Origin of the sequence: Curtobacterium sp. CFBP9011 (assembly GCF_034045095.1) — a bacterium.
Lineage (GTDB): Bacteria > Actinomycetota > Actinomycetes > Actinomycetales > Microbacteriaceae > Curtobacterium.
Window position 1 is genome coordinate 486,043 of the sequence record NZ_JAXCWN010000002.1, and the last position, 25,621, is coordinate 511,663.

Below are 25,621 nucleotides of genomic sequence, written 5' to 3' on the forward strand. Positions count from 1 at the left end.
CAGAACGGACGGGAGGCGCGTGGCGGTGTCGCCACGGGCCTCCCGTCCGTCAGGTGGTCGGGTCCGTGGGTCAGACGACCGCGATCTCGTTCGGCACGCCCGGCAGACGGTCGCTCGTCGCGACGACGTCGCCGGTCTCGAGGTCCACCGCGGTGACGCGGCGCTCCGCCGGGTCGGTGACGTAGGCGATACCATCGACGACCTTGAGCGCGGGGTGGGCGTCCTGCCACTCGGCCGGTCCCTCCCACGCATCGATCACCGGGATGGTGTCGAGGGACTTCCCGGTCTCCTCGTCGAGGACGTGCAGGGCGCCGTCGCTGCCGAGGACGACCGCCGAGTCGCCGGGGCCACGGCCGAGGTCTCGGAAGGTGAAGCCGACGCCGTCGGGCAGGTCCGCGACCCGGTACTCGCCGGCAGCAGCGTCGACGAGGGCCACCTGCTCGAGCAGGTACCCCTCGGAGTCCGGGTCGTCGTTGAAGTCACCGACGGCGATGCTCGACGTCTCGGTCGTGAACAGGTTGCCGCTGCGGCCGTACTCGGTCGGTGCGTCGAGCTTCTCGAACGCCCCGTCCCGGTAGACGAGCGCACCGTCGCTGCAGCCGAAGACGGCGACCTCGTCGGCCACCGCGCCCTCGCCGTGCACGTCGGGGCACTCCTCGCTGCGGGCGGTCTCCTGCCCGTCGGCGTCGAGCGCGCGGACGCCGGAGCGGGACTCCTCGGTGCCGATCGTGGTGAGGAGCGTGCCGTCCTCGAGCTCGATCGCGACGCCGTGGTGGGCGGCCTCGGACTCGGTCGTGTCGGCGTCCGGCAGCTCCCCCGACGCGACGGCGGTGCCGAGGTCGGCGGTGTCGAAGGTGGTCACGTCGCCCGAGCCGTCGGCGAACAGCGCCGTGCGGTCACCGTGCACGACGACGTGTCCGCCGGTGTCCGCCGGGAACGTGAGGTCGGTCAGGGCCGTGTCGCCGGTCGTGCCGGCGGCGGTGTCGAGGACGCGGAAGCCCTCGGGCACGGTGACCAGGACGTGCCGGTCGTCGCCGGCCGGGTTGACGCGGGTGAAGCCGTCGACGTCGTGCTCGCCGACGACGTGCAGGTCCTGGTCGAGGACGAGCAGGCCGCCGTCGACGGTCAGCGTGACGCGGTGGCCGGTGTCGGTGCGCGCGGGGTCGGTGCGCGTGCGGTCGGTGGTCGCGGTGTCCGAGGCGCGGGTGCCCGCCGGACGGTCGGCGCTGGCGCAACCGGTGAGGAGCAGGGCGGCGGTGCCGAGCAGCACGGCCGGGGCGAGGAGTCGTTTCGTCGTCATGGTCGACACTGTATTGATTCTCATTCTCATGTGCGAGCCGACAGGCCGTCGACGATCGCCGCGGTGTTCGACCGCATCATCTCCAGGTACGTCGCGGCACCCTGACCCTCGGCGCTGAGCGACTCGGTGGCGAGGGACCGGATCCGGACGTGGACGTCGGCCTCGTCCGCCAGCACCTCGGCGAGTCGGGCCGGTTGCGAGGCGTCGACGAAGACCGTGGGCACGCCGGCGTCCTCGATCGCCGTGGCCAGGTCACGGAGGTCGGCGGCACTCGGGGACGCCAGCGTCGTCCCGCTCGGGATCACCGCTCCGACGACGCGGAAGTCGAACCGGTCGGCGAGGTAGCCGAAGACGTGGTGGTTCGTCACGAGTGCCCGGCGGTCCTCCGGCAGCGCCGCGAAGGCCGCCGTCATGTCCTGGTCGAGGTCGGTCAGGTCGTCGCGGTAGTCGTCCAGCGCCGTGTCGAGCCGGGCGTCGTCGAGCCCGGGGACGTCGTGCAGCTCGGTCCCGAGTGCGTCGACGACGGCCCGCATCCGCGCGGGGTCGGTCCAGAAGTGCGGGTCCGGTCCGCTGGCGTCCTCGGTGGTCCACTCGAGCACGTCGATCGCGTCCCCGGCCGTGAACACCCGGGCGCCGTCGGTCTCGGCTGCCCGGACGTGCTGAGCCACCCCCTCCTCGAGCCCCAGACCGTTCTCGACCACGAGGTCGGCGGAACGCATCCGCGCGGCCTGCTGGACGGAGACCTCGAACGAGTGCGGGTCGGCACCCGCGGACATCAGCACCTCGACGTCCGCGCTCTCGCCGACGACCTGCTCGACGACGTCGCCGAGGATGTTCGTGGTGACGACGACGAGCGGTCGGTCACCCCCGCCGTCGGCGGTGCACCCCGCGGCTCCGAGCGTCGCGAGCACCGCGGCCGTGGCGAGGGCGGCGCGCAGGACCCGGGTCACCGGCCGACCTCGGCGAGGACGTCGGGGCGGACCGGGACGTCGATCGACCGGGCGAGGCGCACGTCGTCGGCGAAGTCGATCTCGTGCACGACGGACCGCGCCGGGTCCGCCAGGTAGGCGCGCTGCGCGTCGAGCTGCAGCGTGGCGTCCGCGGCGGGCGCGACCAGCGGTCCGGTCTCGACCCGGTGCCGCTGCCCGTCGGACCAGACCACGATCCTCCCGTCCGTGTCGAGGGCGACGACGTGCTCGTCGGCGTCGTCGACCGCGACCACCTGCACGAGTGGACGCTCGGTCGGGACGTGCTCCCAGGTGCGCTCGCGTGTGTCGAGGAGCCAGTACCCGGTGTCCCCGGCGAGGGCGGCGACCGTCGGCCGACCGGTGCGGCTCGCGAAGTCGGTCGCGCGCGGCAGACCGGCGGGTGCGGCGATCGTCTCGACGACGGGGTCGCCGCCGTCGGGGTCCTCGGTCACGAGGACGGCACCGTCGGCACACCCGACCACGGCACCGACGCGGGTCGTGATGCCACCCGCGGGGTCGGCACAGTCAGCCCCGACGCCGGTCGACCGCCCGTCACCGGCGAGCACCTCGACGCGGTCCAGCTCGGCGTCGCCGGCGACGAGGGACGGGCCCAGCGGCAGGAGCACCCCCGCGCCGTCGACGGTCGCGGTGGGCCGGACCTCCCCCTGGCCGAGTGCGGCACGGTCGAGCGCGACGGCGGCCGCCGAGTCCGGCCACGCCACGGTCGTGACGGTCTCGGAGGACGCCACGGTCAGGGGGCCGCCCGTGTCGAGCGAGCCGACGACGCGGGCGGAGGCGTCGTAGTAGTGCGTGTGGTCACCGTGGTCGACCGTCCACGAGCCGCCGTCGAAGATCGTGGAGCCGGAACCGTCGCTCGTGACGAGGAAGCGTCCGTCGGTCGCCGCGTGCCGCGGTGCGGGGACGGCGTCGAGCGCATCGGACTCCCCCGTGAGCAGGTCGTGCAGCGCGACCCGCCCGTCGGTGTCCGCCACGACCAGCCGGAGCTGGGGTTCCGGGGCTTCGGTGGCGCCGGCGACGAAGCCGTGCGGGGCGGCCGTCGCGGACGACGACGCACCGTGTTCCGCCCCGGGGGGACCGGACGGGGAGCAGGCGGTCAGGACGAGCGTGGCTGCGACGCCGAGGGACGCCGGGCCGACGATCCGGCCGGGGTGGGTGCGGAGGTGGTGCATGGTTCCTTCCGGGGGTTCGGGACGAGGAGCTGGACGGCACGGCGGAGTCCGTGCGAGGCGGCCACGGCGACGATCGCGATGAGGGCGATGCTCGCGCCGGCCGCGGTGCCGGCGTGCCACGAGACGAGGAGCCCGGTGGCGACCGCCGCGACCCCGAGGACCGTGCCGAGCACCATCGTCTGGGCGGTGCCGCGGGTCCAGGCCCGGGCGGCGGCCGCGGGGGCCAGGAGCAGTCCGACGACCAGGAGCGTGCCGACGGCGCGGTACGAGGCCACGACCGCGAGGGTCACCAGGGCGACGAGGACCACCTCCGCCAGCCGTGGACGCAGCCCCAGCGTGCGGGCCTTCCGCGGGTCGAAGGCGGTGGCGGTGAAGGACCGGTGGAAGAGGCCCGTGACGACCAGGGCGACGGCGGCCGCGACGGTCAGCGTGACGACGTCGGTGGTGGTCACGGCCAGCACGTCGCCGAACAGGATCGCGGTGACGTCGGTGGCGAAGGAGCGCGACCCGGACACGATGATCACCCCGAGCGCGAGCATGCCGACGAAGAGCAGTCCGATCGCGGTGTCGACCGACAGCCCGCGACGTCGACGGAGCGCCTGCACACCGAGCACCATCACGCCGGCACTGACCGCGGCGCCGAGGACCGCCGGCACACCGGTCAGTGTGGCGACCGCGACCCCGGGGAGCATGCCGTGTGCGAGCGCCTCGCCGAGGAACGCCATCCCCCGGACGAGCACCCACGTGCCGACGACCGCGCAGAGCACCGCGGCGGTCGCCCCGGCGGCGAGGGCTCGGAGCATGAAGTCGACGGAGAAGGGATCGGTCAGCCAGGTCACGGTCCCGAACGCTACATGAAAACGATTCTCCTTACTGATAGTCTCCTCAGATGCCCCACGAGCCCGTCCGACTGCACGCGGTCACCGTCCGCCGCGGCCCCCGGACCGTCCTGCACCGCACCGACGCGCACTTCGACGCCGGCACCGTCACGGTCGTCGCCGGCGCGAACGGCTCAGGCAAGTCCACCCTGCTCGAAGCCGTCGCCGGCACCCTGCCCACCGCCGAGGGACGGGTCAGCGGCACCACACCGGGCCGGGTCGCGCACGTCGCCCAGACCGTCCCCGACCCCGGGCCACCGCTCACCGTGCGCGCCACCGTCACGATGGGCAGGTGGGGCACCCTCCCCTGGTGGCGTCCGCTCGGCCGCCGGGACCGCGACCTCGTCGACGACCAGCTGCACCGACTCGAACTCGCCGACCTCGCCGACCGACCGCTCGCCGAGCTCTCCGGCGGCCAACGGCAACGCACCCTCGTCGCGACCGGCCTCGCCCAGCGCGCCCCGGTCCTCCTGGTCGACGAACCGACCGCCGGCGTCGACGCCCGATCACTCCGACTGGTGCTCGACGCGCTCGCCACCGAGGCGCAGCGCGGGGTCGTCGTCGTCCACGCGGCCCACGAACCGGCTGCCCTGGCATCGGCGGACCGCGTGCTCGCACTCCGTGACGGCGCACTCCACTGACCGTCGCACTCCCGCGGGGTCGCCGGACGACACGACCGCAGCGACAGCTGCCCATCCGGTCCGCGGAAGGGGGGACGGGCCGTCACCCGGACCGGGGAACCGGCCCGTTCCTCCAGGCCGTTGCCCAGGCCCACCCCAGCACCGACGCAGGTCGGGAGCGCTCCATGGGGCGATGGCCAGATCCCTGCTGACCGTCCCCCTGTCCCTCACCGTCGTCGCGGCCGCCCTCGCCTGGGTCGTCCTCGGTCCCGCCGCCGCGGTCGCCTTCATCGCCCTCGCGGTGCTCGAGATCGCGATGGCCGCCGACTCGTCGGTCCCGATGGCCGGCATCGCCGGCCGCCTGCACTCCCCCGCCAGACGGCTGTTCCTGTCGCTCGGCATCGTCGCCGGCGTCCTCACCATGCGCCTGCTGCTGCCACCGGCCGCGGTCGTCGTCGGGTCCGCCGAGGACCCCGCCGCCACCGTCGGCGAGGCCGTCTTCGCCCCCGGCGCCTTCGCCGCCCACCTGCAGGAGGTCCGACCCGCGCTCGCCGCGTTCGGTGCGGCCTTCATCTGGCTGGTGTTCGCCGAGTACCTCTTCAACACCGACCGCGCCTCCCGCAAGTCCTGGCTCGGCCGACTGGAGGCCCGCCTCGCCGCCGTCGCCCGGCCGCGCGTCTGGTCGCTGGTCACCGCAGCGACCGGCGTCACCCTGACCTCCGTCCTGGTCGCGGCCACGGCGGAGGGGCGACCGACGTCCGTCCTGCTGGGTCAGGTCGTGCCGGTCCTGGTCGGCGGGCTCGCCGGGCTCGCCGCGTACCTCGGGTCGAAGCGGCTGGCGCGGTGGGCACTGCAGGGACGTCCGGCTGCCGGCTCGGACACCGGCTCGATCGGCACCGGGCGCGACGCCTGGCGCATCCACCTCTACGCGTCGACGGTCGTGTTCGAGCGCGGGCTCGTGGTGTTCATGCTGTTCGAGATCCTGGACGGCGTGTACTCGCTGTCCGGCTCGGGGGTCCTCGGGACGGACGGCCTCGGGGCGCTCGAGCAGGTCGCGGTCGGGGCGGCGGCGATCGGCGTCGGCGCGATGTTCCTCGCCCGGCTGACCTCGCACCTCGACCAGGCCGCCGGACTGCGGCGGCTGCGGTACCTCAAGGCGGGGGCCGCGTACGTGCTCGGGGTGCTCGCGGTGCTGCTCTGGATGAGCCTGCTCGTGCCGGTGCCGGGGACCCTCGTCGCCTGGTTCGGCACGGTCGTCATCGGTGCGGCGCTGGCGTCGTCGCTGCCGTGGCGGGCGTGGGCGCGGCGTGCGCGGGCGACGTCCGCCGACCGGTCACGAACCGTCGCTCTCGCCGCCGGGGAACGACGATCCGTGACCGCTCGGCGGGACGGGAACGGGGTGTCGTGACCGGTGGGCTCGGCTACTCGCGCTGGTCGAGCCGGAGCAGGCGGGTCTCCTCGGCGTCGTACTCGGCCCGGACCTGGCGAAGGACCAGGTCGTCGATCTCGCCCTGGTCACGCAGCCGCAGCACGGTCGCCGCCTTGAGCCGGACGAGGGCGAGCTCGAGTTCGACGGCCGCCCCGCGCTGCACGAGCAGCGGGTGCTCCTCGTCGTCGCTCTCCTCGGCCTTCACCAGCGCCAGGTGGCCCTCGTAGTCCTCGCGGATCCGGTCGACGATCTCCGACTCCGCCCCGGTCTTCCGGGCGAGTCGGGGCAGGGCGTCGAGCGCCGCCTCGATCGCCGTGCGCTCGGCCGACCGGCGCTCCTCGAGCACCTCACCGCTGCCGTCGAACGCGGCCCAGCGCACCACGGCCGGCAGCACGAGCGACTGCCCGACGATGGTGACCACCACGACGCCCGCGGTGACGAACACGATGAGGTCGCGGTCCGGGAACGCCCCACCGCTCTCGACCACCCGCGGGACGGCGACGGCGGCGGCGAGCGAGACGGCGCCGCGGAAACCGGTCAACCCACTGACCAGCCGGTCGCGGTGTCCTTCGCGGGGTGAGCCTCCCGTCCGCAGCGTGACGAGACGAATCGTGCCCCACGACAGGTTGAGGAACGCGAACCGCAGCACGACGACGGCGACCGACACGGCGCCGATCAGACCGAGGCCGACGACGATCTCGCTGCCGGCGAGGTTGCGGACCGAGATCGTCGCCTCGATGCCGACCAGCACGAACAGCGCGCCGTTCAGCAGGAACGTCGCGAACGACCAGAACGACCGCACCTGCTGGCGGGTCTCGGCGCGGTCCAGCTTCGGCGCGACCTGGCTGACGACGAGCCCCGCGACGACGACGGCGAGCACTCCGGAGGACCCGACCGCCTCGGCCAGCAGGAAGGCGGCGAACGGCACGAGCAGCGTCAACAGGTTCTCGAGCACGACCGCGTGGATCCGACGGAGGACGAGCATGCCGAGCCACGAGGTGAGCAACCCGGCCGCGATCCCGCCCACGTAGGACAGGACGAGCATGCCGGAGACGTTCCAGACGGTGAGCTCCTGCTCGCCCGCCGTCACCGCGACGGCGATGCCGTAGATGACGAGGGTCGTGCCGTCGTTCACCAGCGACTCGGCACGGAGGACCGTGGTGTTCCGCCGGGGCAGCGATCGGGTGAGCGCGCCGACGGCGGTGGCGTCCGTCGGGGCGACCGCGGCGCCGAGGACCCAGGCCGGACCCCACGGCATGCCGAGCAGGTGCAGCAGGGTCGCGACGCCGCCGGCGGTGAGGACGACGAGCAGGGTGCCCATCAGGACGATGCCGCGGAGGTTCGCGCGGATCTCCCGGAGCGAGATCGTCAGGCTCTCCCAGTAGAGCAACGCCGGCAGGAACAGCAGGAGCACCGCGTCGGCCGGCAGCTCAACCTCGCCGAACACCGGGATGAAGGCGATCGCAGCGCCGAAGGCGAGCAGGAGGACCGGGGGCGCGACGCGCAGCCGGCCGGAGACCGCGGTGGCGACGGCGATCGCGACCACGAGCACGACGACGAGTTCGGGCGCGATGAGTTCCATGGGGAGTCCAGCCTGGCAGGGTGTGGATGCGGGGACGTCCGGGTCGTCCGCGCAGCGTCGCCGTGCGGAGCGCGCCGCCGCTCAGCGCTGATGCTCGGCGGTTGCGCTCAGCGTTGGCGTTCGGCGCGTGCGGTGAGCACCAGGAAGGTGACGTGCCCGAGCAGGGCGATGCCGAAGAACACGAGGGCGACCGCGTAGACCCGGTCGAGCGTGCCGTCGCCGGTCAGCAGGAGCACGATGCACCCGACCACTGCGGCCGACAAGACGCCGACCTGCACCATCGACCACGTCTTCCGCCACCGCGGCTGCTGTCCCTGACCGTCCACGCCCTCATTCTCCCCCGGGACCTCGTGCCCGGCCGACCGCTGCCGCGCAGTCGCGGTGCTCGGTTCGGTCGGCCGGGCCGCCGCGGCTCCTACGATCGTCGCGCGCCGCAGGTCGTGGTGCAGGGAAGGACCGTGGCCATGGCGACGAGGCAACTGCACTTCGACGGCTCGGGGGTACCGGACGGCGAGGGCGTCGTCGCGACCCGGCTGGGATGGCTGCTCGACCCGGGAGACGTGCACGTCGCGCTCGCCACGCACGGCACCGGGGCGACGGACTTCCACCGGGGCGGCTGGAACTCGTGGTCGCCGACCGGCTGGGCCCCGCTCGACGAGAGTCCGCTCCGCATCTGGGGCGACGACGAGCGACGGCTCACGGCGGACGACGCGGCGAACGACACGCCGGACCGGCACGAGGGCAACGGGTTCGGCGCGCTGCGGCTGGCCGACGGCCGGGCCCTGCTCCTCGGCGCGCTCGGCCTCGGCACCCCGCGGGTGGGCGGCACAGCGAAGGGCCTCTGGGCCACGGTCGAGACCGACGACGGCGACGGGTGGTTCCTGGGCGTCGGAGCCGAAGCCGCCGTGTTCGCCCGCTACGCGGAACTCCTGCGCGACCGGCTCGGCACCCCGTCCGCGCCGCCCGTGTCGACGCTCTGGTGCAGCTGGTACTCGTCCTTCGAGGACATCGACGAGGGGCTGATCGCCGACGCGACGGCCGGGCTCGGCGACCTGCCGGTGGACGTCGTCCAGATCGACGACGGGTGGGAGGATATCGTCGGCGACTGGGTGCCGAACGACCGCTTCCCGTCCGGCATGGCGGCCACCGCGGCGACGGTCGCGGCTCGGGGGTCGCGCCCGGGGCTCTGGCTCGCCCCGCTCATCTGCCTGCCCGGGTCACGGACGGCGGCCGAGCACCCCGACTGGCTCATGCAGGACCCGGGCGGCGGTCCGCTGGTCGCCGGGTACAACTGGGACTCGCACTACTTCGCGCTCGACACCACCCACCCTGCGGTGCAGGAGCACCTGGACGCCGTGGTCCGGACAGTCGTCGGGTGGGGCTTCCGCTACCTCAAGCTGGACTTCCTCTACGCCGGAGCCCTGCCGGGCGTCCGACACCGGGACGTGCCGCGGGAACGGGCGTACCGGGAGGCGCTGCAGCGGATCCGTACTGCCGCCGGGCCGGACGTGTACCTGCTCGGGTGCGGTGCGCCGATGCTGCCGTCCGTCGGGGTCCTCGACGGCGTCCGGGTCGGGCCGGACACGGCGTCCGACTGGGCACCGCCCGGCAGCGTCGCCGATCCGAGCCACGAGGGCGGACGGAACGGCGCCACGGCGTCCCTCGCCCGGCTCTGGATGCACGAGCTGTACCAGGTCGACCCCGACGTGGCGTACTTCCGGTCGATCGAGACGACGATGAGCGCCGAGCAGCGTCAGGTCGGCGTCGACCTGGCGATCGTTGCCGGCTTCCGGTCGACGTCCGACCCGGTGGCCTGGCTCGACGCCGGGGAGCAGGCGGCGCTCCGACGGTTCCTCACCGGAGACCCGGTCGTCGAGCCGGCAGGCCCGGACCGCTTCGTCGTCGACGGCCGGACGGTCGACTTCGGCCCGGTCGTCCGCGAAGCCCGTGTGGGTCGGGAACACCTGACCGAGGAGCGCGACCGGCGACCCCGCTAGTGCGGTGACCCCACGGTCACCGGGGCACCGGGGAGCCCGGGCACCGCGACGGTGTGCACCCGGACGCCGTGCCGACGGATGCGGTCGAGCTCGTCCGGGTCCGCTGCGTCGTCCGTGACCAGGTCGTCGACGTCGTCGAGCCCGGCGACCCAGGCGGTGGTGACGCGACCGATCTTCGACGAGTCGGCGACCACGACGACCCGCTGGGCCCGCCGTGCCATCACGCTGTTCGTCCGCGCCTCGGTGCCGTCGTGGGTCGTCGCCCCGCCCGCCGCGCTGACGCCGTCCATGCCGAGGATCGCCGTCCCGACGGTCACCGCGTTGAACGTGCTCTCGGCCAGCGCCCCGACGAGTTCCAGGGAGTGTCCCCGGACGACACCGCCGGTGACGACCACCGTGAGGTTCGGCCGTCCGCCGATCTCGGACGCCGTCGTCACCGAGTTCGTGACCACGGTCAGGTCGTTCCGGAACATCAGGGCACGTGCAACCCCGGCGGCGGTGGTGCCGCCGCCGATCGCCACCACGCACGGCCCCTCGGGCAGCAGGGTCGCGGCGCACCGGGCGATGCGGGTCTTCGCCTCGCGGTACTGCGCATCACGCAACCCGACCGGCACCTCCGCGGCCGGCAGCGTCCGCGCTCCACCGTGTGTCCGGGCCAGGAGCCCCTGGTCCTCGAGGTCGGCGAGGTCCCGTCGGATCGTGGCCGGGGAGACGCCGAACGCCCGGACCAGGTCATCCAGGCCCATGCTCCGACGTTCGCGGACGGCCGTGATGATCGCGATCTTGCGGCTGGACCGCTTCGACGACCCGGACTGCAGAGACGGGGCGGACTCGAGGAAGTGCGTCACGGATTCCCTTTCGCTCAACTGGACTGCGCGTTTCTGGTCGTTCGTTGCGACAACTGCTCAAAACCACACAGTATGCCTCCACGACGCATCCCACCGTTCGACGAAGGAGTTCTCGGTGCCGACACCACGACGCACGTCCCCCCGCCGACCACGGACCAGACGACTGCGGGGTGCCGTCCTCGGGATCGCGCTCGCGGTCACGACGACGATGCTCAGCGGCTGCGCCACCCCGGGCGCGACCGTGCTCGACGTCGACGCGCCAGTCACCATCACGATGTGGTCCGGGCAGAGCGACCAGGCCGAGAAGCTCCTGCAGCGGCTCGTCACCGAGTTCGAGGACGAGCACCCGAACGTCACGATCGACATGTCCGCCGGCTCGTCGTCGACGGAGGAACTGCTGCAGAAGCTCGCGGCGTCATTCGCCGGCCACGACTCCCCCGACGTCTCCTACACGTTCGGGTCCTGGGCCAGCCAACTCGAACGCTCCGGTCGCACGCTCGACCTGCGGGACGTGGTGTCCGACCCGGAGGTGCGGTGGGACGAGTTCTCGCCGGCGGCCCGGGCGACCGCGCAGCCGACCGGCGGCAAGGTGATCGGGTTCCCGGCCGTCGTCGACAACATCTCCCTGCTCTACAACAAGACGGTGTTCGACCGGGCCGGTGTCGCCTACCCGACCGCGGACTGGACCTGGAGCGACTTCCGACGCGCGGCGAAGCGGCTGACCGACACCGACAGCCACACCTACGGGTACGGCTACTCGGTGTCCGGCAGCGAGGAGACGACCTGGCAGCTCTGGCCGCACCTGTGGCAGAACGGCGGCGCGATCCTCAGTGAGGACGGCGAACGGTCGGCGTTCGACTCGGAGGCCGGTGTGCGGGCGGTCGCGTTCCTCCGCGGCATGGCCGTCGACGACCGCAGCGTCTACCTGGACCAGACGGACACGAAGGCCGCGCAGCTCTTCGCGAGCGACCGGATCGGGATGATCACCTCCGGGCCGTGGCAGCTCTCCGCCCTGCAGACCGCGAAGACCTCGTACGGCGTCGTGCAGCTGCCGGGCACCGACGGCGACCACCAGACGGTGTCCGGCCCGGACCTCTGGACCGTCTTCGACAACGAGGACGTCAACCGTGCGCACTGGGCGACCGAGTTCACCCGCTGGCTGACCTCGGCGGAGCAGGACGAGCGGTTCAACGTGGCCGTCGGCAACCTGCCGCTCCGCTCGAGCGAGACCTCCAGCGCTGCGTTCCGGAAGCAGGTCGCCGCGCTGCCGGGGCTCGACGTCATGCAGGCCAACTCCGCGAACGCGCGGCAGGCCCGACCGACGGTGCCCGGGTACAACGGCCTGTCCGAAGCCGTCGGCAACGGGGTAGCCCGGGTCCTCCAGGGCGAGGGCACCCCCGCCGAGACGCTGCGGCAGGCGACCGTCGCCGCCGACAAGGCACTGCGACAGGGCTAGGAGCCACGACATGACCACCTCCACGATCCAGCCTCCGAAGCCGCGGGAGCAGACCGCCGCGAAGGCCGCGGCTCGGCGGCGGTCCGCCCGCTCCCGGCGGGAGGCAGCAGCCGGGTGGGGGTTCGTCGCCCCCGCGCTCGCCATCGTCCTCGGCCTGACGGTCTTCCCCGGGGTGTGGGCGCTCGTCCTCTCGTTCCAGAGCTGGGACGGCTTCAGCCCGGCCACCCCGGTCGGCACGCAGAACTACCAGGACCTGGTGACCGATGCCTCGCTCGGCGCCGCCGTCCTGCACACCGGCCTCTACACGGTCCTGTTCGTGCCGGCGTCGCTGTTGCTCGGGCTGTTCCTCGCGGTGGCCCTGAACCGGAAGATCCGGTTCATCGGGCTGTACCGCACGGCCGTCTTCGTCCCGTTCGTGGCCTCCGCGGCAGCGACCGGCATCCTCACCACCTACCTGTTCAGCCCACAGTTCGGCATCGTCAACAACGTCCTCCGGGTCCTGCACCTGCCGCAGCAGGGCTGGCTCGAGGACCGGAGCGAGGCGATGCTCGTCATCATCGTGATGTCCCTCTGGGGCCAGGCGGCGTTCACGACGGTGATCTACCTCGCCGCGCTGCAGGACGTCCCCGGCGAGGTGATCGAGGCCGCCCGCATCGACGGCGCGAACGCGTGGCAGACCTTCTGGCGGGTCGTGTGGCCGCAGCTGACACCGGTCACCACGTTCGTCGCGATCTACCAGACCCTGCAGGCGGTGCAGCTCTTCGACCTGGTCTACGCGACCACCCGGGGCGGGCCGCTCGACGCGACGCAGACCATCGTCTACCACCTGTGGAAGGTCGCGTTCCAGAACCTGCAGTTCGGCTACGGCTCCGCCATCGCCTACGGCCTGTTCTTCCTCACCCTCGTCACCACGGTCATCGTCACGGTCGCGCAGCGTCGCGCCGGAAGGAGCACGCCCTGATGTCCACCGGACTGCCCACCGCCCGACGACGCCGCCTGCCGTTCAGCCCCTGGCACCTGTTGCTGCTGCCGATCTCGCTGCTCTTCCTGGTGCCGTTCATCGAGATGTTCACGACGTCGCTCGAGCCCGCGTCGGAGATCAACAAGTTCCCGCCGGCGTTCATCCCGACGCACTTCACGCTGTCCGGCTACGAGCGGCTCTTCGCCGAGAGCGACGTCCTGCACTGGCTGCTCAACACCGTCATCGTCTCGGCGTCGGCGATCGTCTCGCACCTGGTCCTGTGCTCGCTCGCCGGGTACGGGTTCGCCCGGCTGCGGTTCCCCGGGCGCACCTTCGGGTTCCTGGCCGTCCTCGCCACGATCATGATCCCGTCGCAGCTGCTCATGATCCCGACCTACGTCATGTTCGCGCGGCTACACCTCGTCGACCACCTCGGCGCCGCGATCGTGCCGTGGCTGGCGTCCGCGTTCGGCATCTTCCTGATGCGCCAGTTCTTCCTCTCGCTCCCCGCCGAACTCGAGGAGGCCGGCATGATCGACGGCTGCAGCCGCCTGCAGGTCTTCTTCCGGATCGTGCTGCCGCTCGCCCGTCCGGCACTCGCCACCCTGGCGGTCTTCACGCTGCTCGGCTCGTGGAACGACCTGGTCTGGCCGCTCATCGCGATCAACAACGAGGACGCCTTCACGCTGCAGCTCGGCCTGACGAACTTCCAGGGGGTCCGACGCACCGACTGGTCGCTGCTGATGGCCGGCAACGTCGTCGCGACCCTGCCGCTGATCCTGCTGTTCCTCGTCGCGCAGAAGCAGTTCGTCGCCACGATGGCCTCCGCCGGTCTCAAGGGCTGACCGACCGCCGCTGACGGACGGACGCACCCGACGGACGGGAGGCCCGTGGCGGCGCCGCCACGGGCCTCCCGTCCGTCGTGTCCCCGGTCCGGAACCGGTCAGGCCACCCTGACCGGGTCAGCCGATCTGTGCCGTGAAGTCCACCGGATCGCCCGCCAGGGAGGCCTTGACCATGCGGGTCCAGTCGTCGACGAGCACCTCGGTGGCGTCCCGCTCGACGCCGTCGAGGGCTGCGCGGACGACGTCCGCCGGGTCTGTCATCGGGCCGTCGTAGCCGGCCATCATGTCGGTGTCCGCGGCACCGAGGTGGAGACCCTGCACGGTCACGCCCCGGCCGGCGAGCTCGAGCCGGACGGCGTTGGTCATGTTCCACTCGGCGGCCTTCGCGATGGCGTAGCCACCCGCACCCGGTGCCGAGAACCACGAGAGTGCGGAGAGCACGTTGACGATCGCGCCGCCGCCGTTCCGCTCGATGACGGGGGCGAAGGCCCGGACCATCTCGAGCGTTCCCCACAGATGCGTGTCGACCGCGCGCCGGGCGTCCGCCAGGTCGTCGGTCAGCAGCGAGCCGGACGACAGGACGCCGGCGTTGTCGATGAGCAGCGTGACGTCGCCAGCGGCCGCTGCGGCTGCCGCGACCGAGGCCGGGTCGGTGATGTCGAGAGCGAGCACCTCGACACCGGGGACGTCGACGAGTTCGGGGCGACGGGCCGTGGCGTAGACCTTCGACGCGCCGCGCTGCAGGAGCTGCTCGACGAAGTGGCGTCCGATGCCGCGGTTCGACCCGGTGACGAGGGCGACGGATCCGGTGATGTCCATGGTGTTGTCCTTCCGCCGAACGGGTCCGTCCCGCTGCGGCTCGGTTACGGTAGGACCTCACATCAATGTCAGGGGCAAGCCCGAACGGAGACGACATGCGCATCGGGGACCTCGCCGCCCGGACCGGGGTGAGCGTCCGCTCCCTCCGGTACTACGAGGAGCAGGGGATGCTCACCGCCACCCGCACCGGCAGTGGACAGCGGACCTACGGGACGGAGGCGGTGGACCGGGTCCGCCTGGTGCAGCAGCTCTTCGCCGCCGGACTGCCGAGCCGCACGATCGTCCAGCTCCTGCCCTGTGTCGACGCGGGGACCGCGACGCCCGAGTCCTTCGCGCTGCTCGTGCAGGAACGCGACCGCATCACGACGCAGCTGGCGGAGCTGACGGCGGCGCGCGACCGGCTCGACGAGGTCATCCACATCTCCGAGCACCCGACCCCCGAGCACTGCCCGACGCTCCGGACCACCCCGTTCCCTGAGGACGCCGAAGCCGCCGCCTGACGTTCTCTCAGGTGTCTTGACGGTCGGGAGCCTCGCCGTCCGGCATGATGGCGAGACCGGGGCTCCTCTCGGTCGACCCTGGGAGATGCATGTCGGACGACGGACGAGCGCACGCGGAACAGTCGACGACCCCGGCGCCGCCCACGCGGCACGGCAGACTCCCCCGCCGCAGTCCGTTCGGCTTCGTGCTGCGTGGCATCGCCGTCGTCGCGGCCGTCGCCGTCGTGGGCTCCGGTTCGATCGCCGCCATCGCCACCTGGCAGGTCCTGCAGAACGCGCAACCCTCGGTCTCGCTCGCGATGCCCGGCACCACGGCGAAGAAGGCGCCCGCACTGACGGCGCAGTCCGGCGAAGTGAACATGCTGCTCGTCGCGACCGACACCCGCGACGGTCAGGGTGCCGGGTTCGACGACGCGGCGAACCAGAAGGCGAGCAACGGTGTCGGCAACAACGACACCAACATCCTGGTGCACATCTCGGCCGACCACACCAACATGTCGGTCATCAGCTTCCCGCGCGACCTCGTCGTCCCGATCCCGGCATGCACGAACGACGAGGGCACCGTCACACCGGCATCGTCCGCGGCGATGCTGAACACCGCGCTCTCCCGCGGTGGCGAGAAGCACGGTCTGGCCTGCGTCGCGAGCACGATCGGCAAGCTCACCGGCCTGCAGATCGCCTACGCCGGCAAGATCACCTTCGACGGGGTCGTCCGGATGGCCGACGCCGTCGGTGGTGTCACGGTCTGCCTCGCCACCCCGATCAAAGACGACGACGTCACGCCGGCGCTCGACCTGCAGCCCGGCAACCGGGAGCTCAAGGGCGCCGAGGCCGCCGCGTTCCTCCGATCCCGGCACGGCGTCGGTGACGCGAGTGACCTCGGCCGCATCAGCAACCAGCAGACCTTCATGTCGGCGCTGGCCCGCCAGACCGTCTCCGCCGGCACACTCACCAACCCGGCCAAGGTGCTGCGGCTGGCCGACACGGCCTTCAAGAACATGGTGCTGTCGGACACCCTGAACGACCCGGCGACCCTGGCCCGCCTGGCCCTCGCCGTGAACACCGTCGGACTCTCGAACATGGTGTTCCTGCAGTTCCCGGTCGTCGATGACCCCGCCGACCCAGCGCGCGTCCTGGTCTCCGAGGGGCCGGCCGCCACCCTGACCGCGGCGCTGCAGGCCGACGAAGCGGTGCAGCTCGCGCCGGACAGCCTCGGCCGCTCGGCGGTGCGCGATCCGGACGCGCCCACCGCGGCACCGTCGGCTCCGGCCAGTGCGTCGGGCACCACCACCCCGCCCGCAGCCGGCAGCCCGACGACGGCTCCGGCGACGCCCCGGCCGAGCGCGTCCGCCGCCGAGCTGCCGGATTCGGTCTCCGGGCAGACCGCCGACACGGTGACCTGCGCGGCGAAGTCGAAGTACTAGGCCGATCGCAGAGGCCGGGCCTCAGACCCCGGTCACCAGCCGCCGCGCCCAGTGACCGGAGCGGCCGTCACCCGCGAGCGGCGAAGGTCCCCCGGCAGACCATCGTCACCGCCAGTGCCAGGGCCCCGAGCACGGCCATGAACACCGCGAGGACCAGCCCACCCGAGAACCCCAGGAGCAGCGCTCCGACCAGGCCCGCGGCGGAGATCGCCAGGTTGAACGCGACCGGCAGGAACGCGTTGGCGAGGTCCGACTCGGAGCCGCCGGCCTTCGTCAGGGCGCTCTGCAGCTGCGGCGACGCTCCACCGAAGGTCAGCCCCCAGAGCACGGCGGCACCGAGCACGACCGCGGGTGACCCGTGTCCGACGAGGAGCAACACCGCGGCGGACACGAACCCGCCGAGGCTCGCCCAGAGCAGCCCCCTCGGGTGCTGGTCGATCAGCGCCGCCGCCAGTGCGACTCCACCGATCGAGCAGACGCCGTAGACCAGGAGCACCAGGTCCGCCGAGAGCCCGGTCCCGGTGTCGCGGAGGAACGGCGCGATGTAGGTGTAGATCGTGTTGTGGCCGAGCATCCACAGGACGATGACGACCAGGACGACCGGGACCCCGGGCAGCAGGAACACCCGTCGTAGGGGCAGGCGTCCACCGGCTGCCTGCCCCGCGACGTCGGGCACGAGCAGCACGACGAGGACCAGCAGCACGATGCCGAGCAGTGACATGCCGGCGAACGACCACCGCCAGTCCAGGACGCCGCCGACCCAGGCGCCGAGTGGTGTGCCGAGCGCGAAGCCGACCGGTGCGCCCGTCGACACGACCGCCAGGGCCAGGCCGCCGCGTGTCGGCGGGCTGATCCGGCGCCCGTACGCGGCCAGCATCCCCCACAGGACCCCCGTTGCCGCGCCGCCGACGAAGCGGGACACGAGCGACAGGACGACGTCCGACGAGAGCGCCGTGACCGTGTTCGCGAGCACCAGGCAGGTCAGCGAGGTGAGCAGCAGCGGCTTCCGCCGGATCCCGCGGGTCAGGGTGATCGCGGGGACAGTGACCACGACGGTGCCGAGGGCCCAGACGCTGATGAACTGACCGATGACGCCCTCGCTGGCGCCCAGGTCGCCGGCCATCAGCGGCAGCAGTCCGGCGGGCATCGTCTCGGCGGACAGCAGCAGGAAGCCGATCGCAGCGAGGGCGACCAGCGCCGCCCAGGGCATGCGGGTGACTGCGTGGCCGGTCGTCGTCGGGGTGGGCGCGGTGGTCGTCACCGGGATCCGTCGCGGGTCACGTCCTCGGCCCGGGAGGCACCGCTCGCGTCCGTCGAGCGGGTCGCGGCCCAGCTCGCCAACAGCTGCAACGACTCCGCGTCCGCACTGCCCGGTTCCGCCGCGTAGACGATCACGCTGTGCTCGCCGTCGAGCCCGGGCGTCAGGTTCTCGAAGTGCAACCGGACGTCGCCGACCGCGTGGTGGTGGAACGTCTTGACGCCGTGGGTGTGCAGCCGGACCTCGTGCGCCGCCCACTTCTGTCGGAACTCCGGACTGAGGGTCGCGAGCTCACCGATCAGGTCCCGCAGGGCGCGGTCGTCCGGGTGTCGTCCGGCCGCGGTCCGCAGCATCGCGACCGAGGTGTCCGCCGCTCCTTCCCAGTCCGGGTAGAGCCGACGGGACAGGTCCTGGTGCAGGAACGCGAAGCGCGCGAAGTTCGGCTGATCGCCACCGGCCAAGATGACGTCGCTGTGGAGCGCCCGGCCGAGGTCACTCATCGCGACGACGTCGAGTCGGGTGTTCTGGACGAAGGCGACGACGTCGTGCATCGCCTCGAGTGCGTGGCGGAGGCCCGGGCGGACGGAGGCCGGAGCCGTCGGACGACCACGGCGCACCGGGGACGTGTTCGCCGACCGGGCCAGGTCGAACAGATGCGCCCGCTCGGAGTCGTCGAACCGCAGGGTCTGGGCGACGGCGTCGAGCACCGTGTCGGTGACGCCGGTCAGGTTCCCGCGTTCGATGCGTGCGTAGTACTCGGCGCTGACCCCGGCGAGGACGGCGACCTCACCACGACGGAGGCCGGGCACGCGTCGACCGGGTCCACCCGGCAGGCCGACCGATTCGGGTGTGATCCGGGCACGGCGGGACATCAGGAAGTCCCGCACCTCGTTCTCGTTCGGCATGCGCCCACGGTACGGCCGGGCCTCCCGAGGAGGGGTTCCCTGTCGTGCCACCTCACCCGGGCATCGGTAGGGTCCGGGTATGTCGACCCCCGGTACCGCGTCCCCGTCGTCCGCGAACCAGGTCGGCGACGCCCTGATGGCCCTCCACCGCGCGACCGAGCACCCGTTCGACATGACGTTCGAGGACGGACAGTTCATCGCGACCCACCAGCTCGGTCGCTCCGGCGGCGGAACGGTCACCACCTACCGCTACGGCATCCGGCTGCTGCCCGAGACGAACGAGTACCGCCGCCTGATGCGCACCAGCACCCGCTCGTCGACCGGCAGATCCGGCTCCTCCACGTTCAACTCGCGGTGGATCACGAAACCGGTGAACGACACCCTCACGGCGCACGGCTGGAGGCCCCGCCGGACCGCGATCGGCAAGCTGTTCCGTCGCATCCTGGCGATGCCCACCTGACCGGGACGGGCCTCCCGGAGGCTTCCGGTTCGTCGACTGTCCGGGGCAGTCGGTATCGTCGTGGGGTGCAGAAGTCGGAACGCCCAGGTCTCGCCGTCGGTCGACGCCCCGAGCGGGGCGACGCGTGACCGGTCCGTCCCCGGCGGACGCCGCGCTCGCCGGCACGATCGAGCGGGAAGCCGACCGCCGTCGCACCGTCGCCGTCATCGCCCACCCGGACGCCGGCAAGTCGACGCTCACCGAGTCGTTGACGCTGGCGGCCTCGGCCATCGACGAAGCCGGCGCGGTGAAGGGCAAGGCCACCCGCCGTGCGACCGTCTCCGACTGGATGGAGATCGAGCGCAGTCGCGGCATCTCGATCAGCTCCGCGGTCGTCCAGCTCGACGCCGGCGGCACGCTCATCAACGTCGTCGACACCCCGGGTCACGCCGACTTCTCCGAGGACACCTACCGAGCGCTCGCGGCCGTCGACTGCGCGGTCATGCTGATCGACGCGGCGAAGGGCATGGAGGCGCAGACGATCCGCCTGTTCGAGGTCTGCCGCACGCGCGACATCCCGGTGATCGCCGTCGTCAACAAGTGGGACCGCCCGGGCCGCGAAGCCCTCGACCTGCTCGACGAGCTCGAGGAACGCACCGGCCGTGCGCCCACTCCGGTCACCTGGCCCGTCGGCGAGGCCGGCAACCTGCAGGGGCTGGTCGACACCGCGACCGGGACCCTGACGACGTACGAGTCCACCGGTGGCGGCCACCTGCCGGTCGCGACCGAGCGCCCCGCGGCCGAAGCTGCCGAGCTCTTCGGCTCTGCGTGGGAGACCGCGCTCGAAGAGGTCGAACTCACCCGTGAGGTCCGTGGCCTGCCCGACCAGGACGACTTCCACGCCCGGGTCAGCATGCCGGTGTTCTTCGGCGTCGCCACCAAGCACCTCGGCACGGTCGACCTGCTGCGCTTCCTCCGCGACACCGCTCCCCCGGCCCTGCCCCGCCGGACCGAGGACGGCGCTCCCCGCCCGGTCACCGAGCAGTTCGCCGCCCAGGTGTTCAAGGTGCAGGCGAACATGGACCCGGCCCACCACGACCAGGTCGCGTTCGTCCGCATCTGCTCCGGCCGTTTCGACCGCGGGATGATGCTCACCCACGCACAGTCCGGCCGTCGCTTCAACACCAAGCACGCGCTGAGCGTCTTCGGTCGGGAGCGCGACACCGTCGACGTCGCCTGGCCCGGGGACGTCGTCGGTCTGGTGAACGCCACGATGCTGCACCCCGGCGACACCCTCTACAGCGACGAGGCGGTCGAGTTCGAGCCGCTCCCCCGGTTCGCGCCCGAGATGTTCGCGACCGTCGCCCCGACCGACCCCAGCACCGCGAAGAAGTTCCGGAAGGGCATGCAGCAGCTCGCCGGCGAGGGCGTCGTGCAGCTGCTCGAGTCCGAGCGCCGGACCGCGCAGGCGCCGATGGTCGGCGTCATCGGTTCGCTGCAGTTGGAGGTCCTGACCTCGCGTCTGCAGGCCGAGTTCGCCACCGCCGTCCGCGTCGAGCCGCTGCCCTGGACGATGGTCCGCACCGTCACCGACTCCGACCTGGCGCTGCTCGAACGTCGCCGTGACCTCGAGATCGTCACGACCGACCGCGACCGCTACGGGCTGTTCCGCGACCAGTGGCACCTCAACTCGGTGATGCGCGAACTCAAGGGGCTGGAGTTGCCGGCGCCGGTCTGACCGACGCTGTCCCGGACGGGAGGCACGGTGCGGGCTGGTGTCGAGCCTCCCGTCCGGCTCCGGTCACGGCCGTCAGCCGGGTGACACGGTCAGACGCCTGATGCTGGCATGCGCACCGTGACACGTCCGGACGACGGCCCGCCGCACGGCTCCGCCGCGTGCGGGCTGTCCCAGCGGAACGTCACCGCCTGCCCGACGAGCAGCTGACCAGCATGGTCGTACACGGCGACCGCGCCGCGGTGCGGGGTGTCCATGCCCAGGTGCAGCGGCCAGCGGACGCCGCCCGGCACCGGGGCCGGCGTGCTGCCGAGGGCGGCCTCCGGCGGGTCCGCGAGCGGATCATCCACGGTGGGCGGTGTGCACCCGGCCCCGCCACACGCCGTCACGGTGGCGACCGCCGAGGTGTCGCCGAGCAGCGTCAGCTCGACGCCGTTCGCCCAGCCGATCGCAGTGCAGGTCGCCGGACCGGCGCAGCCGGCGGCCCCGAGGACGACCACGAGCGCGATCGACGCTGCCCCGCTGATGACCGCCGCCCGCCCTGTCCCCATGCGACGATCCTGCACCGGTCGCTCGCGGCTGCGGGACACGGTTCGGTCACGTCGTCGGGAGCGGCAGCCTGGGGCGGCGGAGGAGCGTCAGCACCACCGCGGCCGCCGCGACCAGGAGGACCGCCCCGGCCACCGCGGACACGGCTGCGGACGGGTGCACCACCGACTGACCGGCGGCCGCCTGCAGCGTCAGCAGCAGGGTGCCGGCCGCGTAGGCGAGCGCGACGACGACCACGATGCGCACCTGTGTGGTGTCCGAGCGCAGTTGCGGGACCCGACGCGCGAGGACCGTCACCGCCAGCGCCAGGAGCGGGATCAGCTGGAGGGCATGCATGCCGACGAAGTGCGCGACCCGGTAGTCACCGCCGGTCGTGCTCCACCCGAGGACCGGCACGCCCGGCCCACCGTCCACGACACCGACCGCGTGCGCGCCGACGATGCCGTCCGGGCTCGTCAGCTGGGTCGGCGTCGGACCCGTCATGAGGAACGCGACACCGATGCCGCCCAGGGCGATCACCGCGCCGAGCCGGACCGCCACGGTGAGCGCGGGTGTCGGCAGGCGCAGGAAGAACAGTGCGACCGAGGTCACGAAGGTGCAGAGGTACAGCACGGTGATCGACACCGCCATCACGCCCCACACCACGACGTGCAGGGGTGACGAGACGTTGAAGTGGCTGGTCGTGCCGGTGGCGGCCGCCCAGAGGATGAGCGCCTGTTCGACGAGCAGTGTGACGGCGATCACCGTGCCGAGCCGGTGCGCCAGCCGCCGCCACCGGGGCAGGTGGGCGATCAACCACGCCCAGGTGACGGCGTACAGCAGGATCGAGACCGAGAACTTCAGCGGCTTCGCCCACAGCGGCGCGCCGAGGACCGTGCGCGGGTCGACGAGCAGCCCGACGACGCTGACGACGGCGCAGAGGGCCATCACCGCGGCGACCGTCATGAGCGCCGGGTGCCAGGCGACGGCGCGGCGGAACGCGGGGGTCACCGGGACACCGAGCGGGTGTGCGCGAGTGCTGCGGGGATGCTGACCTCGAGCGGGGTCGGCACGATGCCGAACGTCCGCTCGAAGGCACCCGAGTCGAGGACCGACGGCTCCGCCCACTGGTACCGCATCTCGAGTGTCTCGCGAGCGGACGCGGAGAACACCCCGCCGAGCCGGAGCATCGCCGAGCCCATCACCGCGGTCTGCGTCGCCGGGAGGCCGGCGAGTTCGACGACCTGCCGACCGGTGCGGGCCGGAGCGGTGGGGAGGTGCCAGGTCCGGCCCGCGGCCCGCTCATCGGTGCCGAGGACCACGAGCGCGTCACCCACGTCGACCGTCGAGGTCAGGGAGTGCGGCTGGCCCGCGTCGAGGAGCCACGTCGGTCGCTTCCCGGCGGCGATGCGGTCGAGGACGAAGCCGTTGAGGACGCTGGTCGTCGCCCCCGGGCCGAAGAAGTCCGCGCTGCGGCCGATCGTCACCCGCAGGCCGGCAGCGGCGGCGGACGCGAGCTGGTCCAGGGCCTCGGCACGGACCCGGCCCTTGCGGCTCACCGGGCGGATCGGGGTGTCCTCCGTCATCGGTCCGGAAACCCGGCCGTAGGCGTAGACGTTGTCGAGGTACACCAGGTGGGTGCCGTGGCGGCGAGCAGCCGCGATCGTGTGCTGCACCATCGTCGGCCACTGCTCCGCCCACACCGACGCCGAGTAGGGCAGCCCGGCGACGAAGTACGCCACGTCGGCACCGTCGAGGGCTCGGCCGACGGCGTCCGCGTCGAGGAGGTCCGCGGTGAGCGACGCGTCCGTGTGGTCGACCGCGGGGCGTCGGCCGACCGACACCGGGTCGAGGCCGTGGAGGCGGAGGGCGCGCAGGGTCTCGCGGCCGATGATGCCGTTGCCGCCGAGCACGACGTGCCGGGGCGCGGTCACGAGGTCGCGCCGTCCGTGGGCACGGGGAACAGGTCGTGGGTTGCGTCCTCCTGGGCGATGCGCCGGAGTCCGGCGAACAGCGGGTCACCCAGCACGGTGCCGACGACCATGAGCTCGGCGACCGCGTCGCGGCCGTCCCGGCTCTGCAGCGCGGCGACGTCGGCACGAGCCGCGGTGGCGGCAGCGGTCAGGTATGCGTCGAGGTAGTCGTCCGGGGCGTCGAAGCCGATGGTGGCGAGGCCGTCCAGCGCCCGTGCTGCGGTCTCGTGACCGGGGTTGTCGGTCGTGGCGGCCCACCCGGCGGCGGTGACCCGGTCTGCGATGCGGTCACGGGCCTCCCGGCTCGCAGCGGCCTCCGGCGACCGAGGTGCGGTCATGGAGTACTGGGCCACCTCGAAGACCTCGCCGAGCGGGGCGTCGTCGGTGTCGAGGACGGCGAGGACCTGCTTGGTGACGGCGACCGACAGGCCGCCGGTCTCGAGCAGCGCGCGGACCAGGCGGACCCGCTCGACGTGCCGCCGGTCGTACGCGGTCTGGTTCGGGGCGGTCTTCTCGCCGGCGGGGAGCAGTCCTTCGCGCTGGTAGTACTTGACGGCGGTCAGCGGTGTTGCCGCCTCTCGGGCAAGATCAGATATTCGCACTCTCGGAGAGTACGGCTATCCATGCATGGGCGCAAGCGCTCGACCGGATCGACGCCGGCTGTTCACCCGTGGCCCGGGTCGGCGGCCGATCCACTCGGCGATCAGGGCGGTCCCGGTGGTGAAGGCCGGGAGGCCCGGGCGGTTCAGGAAGGCATGCGCACTGTCCGCCAGGACGTGGCGTTCCACATCGGCGCCCACGTCGGCGAGTTCGGTGGCGAAGCGGTCTGCCGACGTCCGCATCGTGTCCCGTTCGGCGTTCACGACGAGCGTCGGCGGGAACCCGGTGAGGTCGAGGCCGCCCGGAAACGCGTACCGGTGTGCGAGCGCCTGACGCGTTCCGGTGTGGTTCCGGTTCGCGACGTCGAGTGCCCACGGTGCGTGCGTGATGCGTCGGTGTCCGCGCGATCGGTGCGCCGGGTCACCGTCCCGCGGGTGCCGGGCGTGGAAGAACCCGTACGCGAAGACCGCACCGACCGGAGGGGCACCGTCGTCCAACGCGTGCAGGGTGGCGGCGGCGGCCAGACACGCGCCGGCGCTCGCGCCGCCCAGGACGACGCCGTGCGGCGACACGGCCGACACCGCTCGTGCTGCGGCGACGACGTCCTCGAGTGGCAGCCGGAAGCGTTCCTGCGTGTCTGCCGGTCGGCGCCGGAGCATCCCGGTGCCGGGGAACGGTGCCAGGCGGTAGGCCGCGGTCACCACCGTGACGCCCTGCTCGGCGAGGACGCGGGCGACGTCGTGCGCCTCGGGCTGCGCGGGGGTCCCGCGGAAGAACCCGCCGCCGTGCAGCCAGAGGAGCGCCGGGCCGGGGGCGCGGGCCTCCCGGATCGGGCGGTACCAGCGCAGCGAGTCCGCACCGACGACGTTCCCCATGCGAGTTCCCCCTCGTTCCCGGGTGGTGCTCCCCTGGCACTCCCCGGTGCGACCGTACCGGGTACCCGACTGGGCGCTCGCCCGGTGGTCAGAGGACCGGGCGGACCTCGATGCGCCGGTTGCACGCCCGTGAAGCCTCGTGCGCCAGCCGGAGGGCCGTGTCCTCGTCCGGCAGGTCCCAGATCCAGAACCCGGCGACGTGCTCCGGTGCGTCGACGGCCGGGCCGCGGTGCACGAGTCCGGCACCCTCGCGGTCGTCGACGACGGTCGACCGCGACGGTTCCGACAGACCCGCGGCGAAGACCCACCGGCCTGCGGCGCGGAGCCGTTCGTTGAAGTCGTCGATCGCTTTTGCTTCGGCGTCCGAGGCGCGCCCGGTCGTCTGCGTTCCGAGGGACGGGCCGCCGTCGAGGACGTTCACGAGGTAGTGCATGTCGTCTCCCGCTGCCGCTCCGGGGCGGCACCGTCGCCGCTCCTGACGACAGTGTGCG

At 72.7% G+C, this 25,621-nt stretch carries 26 protein-coding genes; 10 read left to right on the plus strand and 16 right to left on the minus strand.

Annotation, left to right across the window (positions count from 1 at the left end; genetic code table 11):
• Window positions 1-70: 70 nt before the first annotated feature.
• From SOM35_RS06540 to aztB, 4 genes are read right to left on the minus strand one after another with little or no spacing between them, the layout of a single operon-like run.
• Window positions 71-1,300: a hypothetical protein gene (locus tag SOM35_RS06540; RefSeq protein WP_320514785.1), complete on the minus strand. Its 1,230-nt coding sequence runs from the start codon at window positions 1,298-1,300 to the stop codon at window positions 71-73.
• Between the two features lie 26 nt (window positions 1,301-1,326).
• Complete coding sequence (gene aztC / locus SOM35_RS06545; protein ID WP_414648559.1) at window positions 1,327-2,250, minus strand: zinc ABC transporter substrate-binding protein AztC; 924 nt, start codon at window positions 2,248-2,250, stop codon at window positions 1,327-1,329.
• The gene (locus SOM35_RS06550) at window positions 2,247-3,458 is read right to left on the minus strand and encodes an ABC transporter (RefSeq protein ID WP_320514786.1); all 1,212 of its coding nucleotides are present in this window, start codon (window positions 3,456-3,458) and stop codon (window positions 2,247-2,249) included. Before SOM35_RS06550 ends, aztC begins: the two co-directional genes overlap by 4 nt.
• On the minus strand, window positions 3,383-4,297 hold the full coding sequence (gene aztB, locus SOM35_RS06555) for a zinc ABC transporter permease AztB (protein WP_320514787.1): 915 nt from the start codon (window positions 4,295-4,297) through the stop codon (window positions 3,383-3,385). Before aztB ends, SOM35_RS06550 begins: the two co-directional genes overlap by 76 nt.
• 50 nt (window positions 4,298-4,347) lie before the next feature.
• Here aztB and SOM35_RS06560 point away from each other — a divergent pair, with 50 nt between their 5' ends.
• Window positions 4,348-4,977 carry a metal ABC transporter ATP-binding protein gene (locus SOM35_RS06560; RefSeq protein ID WP_320514788.1) on the plus strand — a complete coding sequence of 210 codons (630 nt, stop codon included), beginning with the start codon at window positions 4,348-4,350 and terminating at the stop codon, window positions 4,975-4,977.
• Between the two features lie 172 nt (window positions 4,978-5,149).
• A complete protein-coding gene (locus SOM35_RS06565) occupies window positions 5,150-6,364 on the plus strand; it encodes a DUF475 domain-containing protein (RefSeq protein WP_320514789.1) in 1,215 nt (404 codons plus the stop codon).
• A gap of 13 nt (window positions 6,365-6,377) precedes the next feature.
• On the opposite strand, the gene SOM35_RS06570 is transcribed toward SOM35_RS06565, so the two are convergent.
• Both SOM35_RS06570 and SOM35_RS06575 read right to left on the minus strand, forming a co-directional pair.
• Complete coding sequence (locus SOM35_RS06570) at window positions 6,378-7,967, minus strand: Na+/H+ antiporter (protein WP_320514790.1); 1,590 nt, start codon at window positions 7,965-7,967, stop codon at window positions 6,378-6,380.
• Window positions 7,968-8,074: 107 nt separating this feature from the next.
• Entirely contained in the window at window positions 8,075-8,293 is a 219-nt protein-coding gene (locus SOM35_RS06575; protein ID WP_181439108.1) for a hypothetical protein, read from the minus strand.
• A 138-nt stretch (window positions 8,294-8,431) separates the two neighbouring features.
• On the opposite strand from SOM35_RS06575, the gene SOM35_RS06580 reads away from it, so the two are divergent.
• Window positions 8,432-9,964, plus strand: a complete 1,533-nt coding sequence (locus SOM35_RS06580) for a glycoside hydrolase family 36 protein (RefSeq protein ID WP_320514791.1) — start codon at window positions 8,432-8,434, stop codon at window positions 9,962-9,964.
• Here the strand turns inward: SOM35_RS06580 and SOM35_RS06585 are convergent.
• Entirely contained in the window at window positions 9,961-10,812 is an 852-nt protein-coding gene (locus SOM35_RS06585) for a DeoR/GlpR family DNA-binding transcription regulator (protein ID WP_320514792.1), read from the minus strand. The two genes, SOM35_RS06580 and SOM35_RS06585, sit on opposite strands and share 4 nt — an antisense overlap.
• Window positions 10,813-10,927: 115 nt before the next feature.
• Between SOM35_RS06585 and SOM35_RS06590 the strand changes: the two genes are divergently transcribed.
• Genes SOM35_RS06590 through SOM35_RS06600 form a run of 3 tightly spaced genes read left to right on the plus strand, consistent with a single transcriptional unit; the run spans window position 10,928 to window position 14,074 of the window.
• Window positions 10,928-12,268 (plus strand): ABC transporter substrate-binding protein, encoded by a 1,341-nt coding sequence (locus tag SOM35_RS06590; protein WP_320514793.1) that lies wholly within the window; start codon window positions 10,928-10,930, stop codon window positions 12,266-12,268.
• Window positions 12,269-12,278: 10 nt separating this feature from the next.
• The gene (locus SOM35_RS06595) at window positions 12,279-13,229 is read left to right on the plus strand and encodes a carbohydrate ABC transporter permease (RefSeq protein WP_253462983.1); all 951 of its coding nucleotides are present in this window, start codon (window positions 12,279-12,281) and stop codon (window positions 13,227-13,229) included.
• Window positions 13,229-14,074 carry a carbohydrate ABC transporter permease gene (locus SOM35_RS06600; protein ID WP_221851362.1) on the plus strand — a complete coding sequence of 282 codons (846 nt, stop codon included), beginning with the start codon at window positions 13,229-13,231 and terminating at the stop codon, window positions 14,072-14,074. Before SOM35_RS06595 ends, SOM35_RS06600 begins: the two co-directional genes overlap by 1 nt.
• A gap of 117 nt (window positions 14,075-14,191) precedes the next feature.
• Here the strand turns inward: SOM35_RS06600 and SOM35_RS06605 are convergent, their stop codons facing one another.
• Window positions 14,192-14,893, minus strand: a complete 702-nt coding sequence (locus SOM35_RS06605) for an SDR family oxidoreductase (RefSeq protein ID WP_111073347.1) — start codon at window positions 14,891-14,893, stop codon at window positions 14,192-14,194.
• A gap of 95 nt (window positions 14,894-14,988) precedes the next feature.
• Between SOM35_RS06605 and SOM35_RS06610 the strand changes: the two genes are divergently transcribed.
• Both SOM35_RS06610 and SOM35_RS06615 read left to right on the plus strand, forming a co-directional pair.
• Complete coding sequence (locus tag SOM35_RS06610; RefSeq protein WP_320514794.1) at window positions 14,989-15,393, plus strand: MerR family transcriptional regulator; 405 nt, start codon at window positions 14,989-14,991, stop codon at window positions 15,391-15,393.
• Window positions 15,394-15,482: 89 nt separating this feature from the next.
• Complete coding sequence (locus SOM35_RS06615) at window positions 15,483-16,817, plus strand: LCP family protein (protein ID WP_320514795.1); 1,335 nt, start codon at window positions 15,483-15,485, stop codon at window positions 16,815-16,817.
• Between the two features lie 67 nt (window positions 16,818-16,884).
• On the opposite strand, the gene SOM35_RS06620 is transcribed toward SOM35_RS06615, so the two are convergent.
• Window positions 16,885-18,078 (minus strand): MFS transporter, encoded by a 1,194-nt coding sequence (locus SOM35_RS06620; RefSeq protein ID WP_320514796.1) that lies wholly within the window; start codon window positions 18,076-18,078, stop codon window positions 16,885-16,887.
• Window positions 18,075-18,980: a helix-turn-helix transcriptional regulator gene (locus SOM35_RS06625; RefSeq protein WP_320514797.1), complete on the minus strand. Its 906-nt coding sequence runs from the start codon at window positions 18,978-18,980 to the stop codon at window positions 18,075-18,077. Before SOM35_RS06625 ends, SOM35_RS06620 begins: the two co-directional genes overlap by 4 nt.
• A 79-nt stretch (window positions 18,981-19,059) precedes the next feature.
• On the opposite strand from SOM35_RS06625, the gene SOM35_RS06630 reads away from it, so the two are divergent.
• Window positions 19,060-19,440, plus strand: coding sequence for a hypothetical protein (locus tag SOM35_RS06630; protein ID WP_320514798.1), 381 nt, complete (start codon window positions 19,060-19,062; stop codon window positions 19,438-19,440).
• 124 nt (window positions 19,441-19,564) lie between these two features.
• Window positions 19,565-21,157, plus strand: a complete 1,593-nt coding sequence (locus tag SOM35_RS06635) for a peptide chain release factor 3 (RefSeq protein WP_308118884.1) — start codon at window positions 19,565-19,567, stop codon at window positions 21,155-21,157.
• Window positions 21,158-21,246: 89 nt separating this feature from the next.
• On the opposite strand, the gene SOM35_RS06640 is transcribed toward SOM35_RS06635, so the two are convergent.
• The 6 genes from SOM35_RS06640 to SOM35_RS06665 form a co-directional block, all read right to left on the minus strand.
• Window positions 21,247-21,705, minus strand: a complete 459-nt coding sequence (locus SOM35_RS06640) for a hypothetical protein (RefSeq protein WP_320514799.1) — start codon at window positions 21,703-21,705, stop codon at window positions 21,247-21,249.
• A 46-nt stretch (window positions 21,706-21,751) separates the two neighbouring features.
• Window positions 21,752-22,693: a hypothetical protein gene (locus SOM35_RS06645; protein WP_320514800.1), complete on the minus strand. Its 942-nt coding sequence runs from the start codon at window positions 22,691-22,693 to the stop codon at window positions 21,752-21,754.
• A complete protein-coding gene (locus SOM35_RS06650) occupies window positions 22,690-23,616 on the minus strand; it encodes an NAD-dependent epimerase/dehydratase family protein (RefSeq protein ID WP_320514801.1) in 927 nt (308 codons plus the stop codon). The genes SOM35_RS06645 and SOM35_RS06650 overlap by 4 nt, the downstream gene beginning before the upstream one ends.
• Complete coding sequence (locus SOM35_RS06655; protein WP_320514802.1) at window positions 23,613-24,257, minus strand: MerR family transcriptional regulator; 645 nt, start codon at window positions 24,255-24,257, stop codon at window positions 23,613-23,615. The genes SOM35_RS06650 and SOM35_RS06655 overlap by 4 nt, the downstream gene beginning before the upstream one ends.
• A 15-nt stretch (window positions 24,258-24,272) precedes the next feature.
• Window positions 24,273-25,130: an alpha/beta hydrolase gene (locus SOM35_RS06660; protein WP_320514803.1), complete on the minus strand. Its 858-nt coding sequence runs from the start codon at window positions 25,128-25,130 to the stop codon at window positions 24,273-24,275.
• Window positions 25,131-25,218: 88 nt separating this feature from the next.
• Complete coding sequence (locus SOM35_RS06665; protein ID WP_320514804.1) at window positions 25,219-25,563, minus strand: YciI family protein; 345 nt, start codon at window positions 25,561-25,563, stop codon at window positions 25,219-25,221.
• Between the last annotated feature and the right edge of the window lie 58 nt (window positions 25,564-25,621).

Coding starts and splice junctions, on each gene's coding strand:
- SOM35_RS06605 (WP_111073347.1), bottom strand. CDS start 14,893: ATGGACATCACCGGATCCGTCGCCCTCGTCACCGGGTCGAACCGCGGC.
- SOM35_RS06660 (WP_320514803.1), bottom strand. CDS start 25,130: ATGGGGAACGTCGTCGGTGCGGACTCGCTGCGCTGGTACCGCCCGATC.
- SOM35_RS06600 (WP_221851362.1), top strand. CDS start 13,229: ATGTCCACCGGACTGCCCACCGCCCGACGACGCCGCCTGCCGTTCAGC.
- SOM35_RS06580 (WP_320514791.1), top strand. CDS start 8,432: ATGGCGACGAGGCAACTGCACTTCGACGGCTCGGGGGTACCGGACGGC.
- SOM35_RS06565 (WP_320514789.1), top strand. CDS start 5,150: ATGGCCAGATCCCTGCTGACCGTCCCCCTGTCCCTCACCGTCGTCGCG.
- SOM35_RS06540 (WP_320514785.1), bottom strand. CDS start 1,300: ATGACGACGAAACGACTCCTCGCCCCGGCCGTGCTGCTCGGCACCGCC.
- SOM35_RS06630 (WP_320514798.1), top strand. CDS start 19,060: ATGTCGACCCCCGGTACCGCGTCCCCGTCGTCCGCGAACCAGGTCGGC.
- SOM35_RS06560 (WP_320514788.1), top strand. CDS start 4,348: ATGCCCCACGAGCCCGTCCGACTGCACGCGGTCACCGTCCGCCGCGGC.
- SOM35_RS06615 (WP_320514795.1), top strand. CDS start 15,483: ATGTCGGACGACGGACGAGCGCACGCGGAACAGTCGACGACCCCGGCG.
- SOM35_RS06640 (WP_320514799.1), bottom strand. CDS start 21,705: ATGGGGACAGGGCGGGCGGCGGTCATCAGCGGGGCAGCGTCGATCGCG.
- SOM35_RS06625 (WP_320514797.1), bottom strand. CDS start 18,980: ATGCCGAACGAGAACGAGGTGCGGGACTTCCTGATGTCCCGCCGTGCC.
- SOM35_RS06665 (WP_320514804.1), bottom strand. CDS start 25,563: ATGCACTACCTCGTGAACGTCCTCGACGGCGGCCCGTCCCTCGGAACG.
- SOM35_RS06550 (WP_320514786.1), bottom strand. CDS start 3,458: ATGCACCACCTCCGCACCCACCCCGGCCGGATCGTCGGCCCGGCGTCC.
- SOM35_RS06570 (WP_320514790.1), bottom strand. CDS start 7,967: ATGGAACTCATCGCGCCCGAACTCGTCGTCGTGCTCGTGGTCGCGATC.
- SOM35_RS06595 (WP_253462983.1), top strand. CDS start 12,279: ATGACCACCTCCACGATCCAGCCTCCGAAGCCGCGGGAGCAGACCGCC.
- SOM35_RS06610 (WP_320514794.1), top strand. CDS start 14,989: ATGCGCATCGGGGACCTCGCCGCCCGGACCGGGGTGAGCGTCCGCTCC.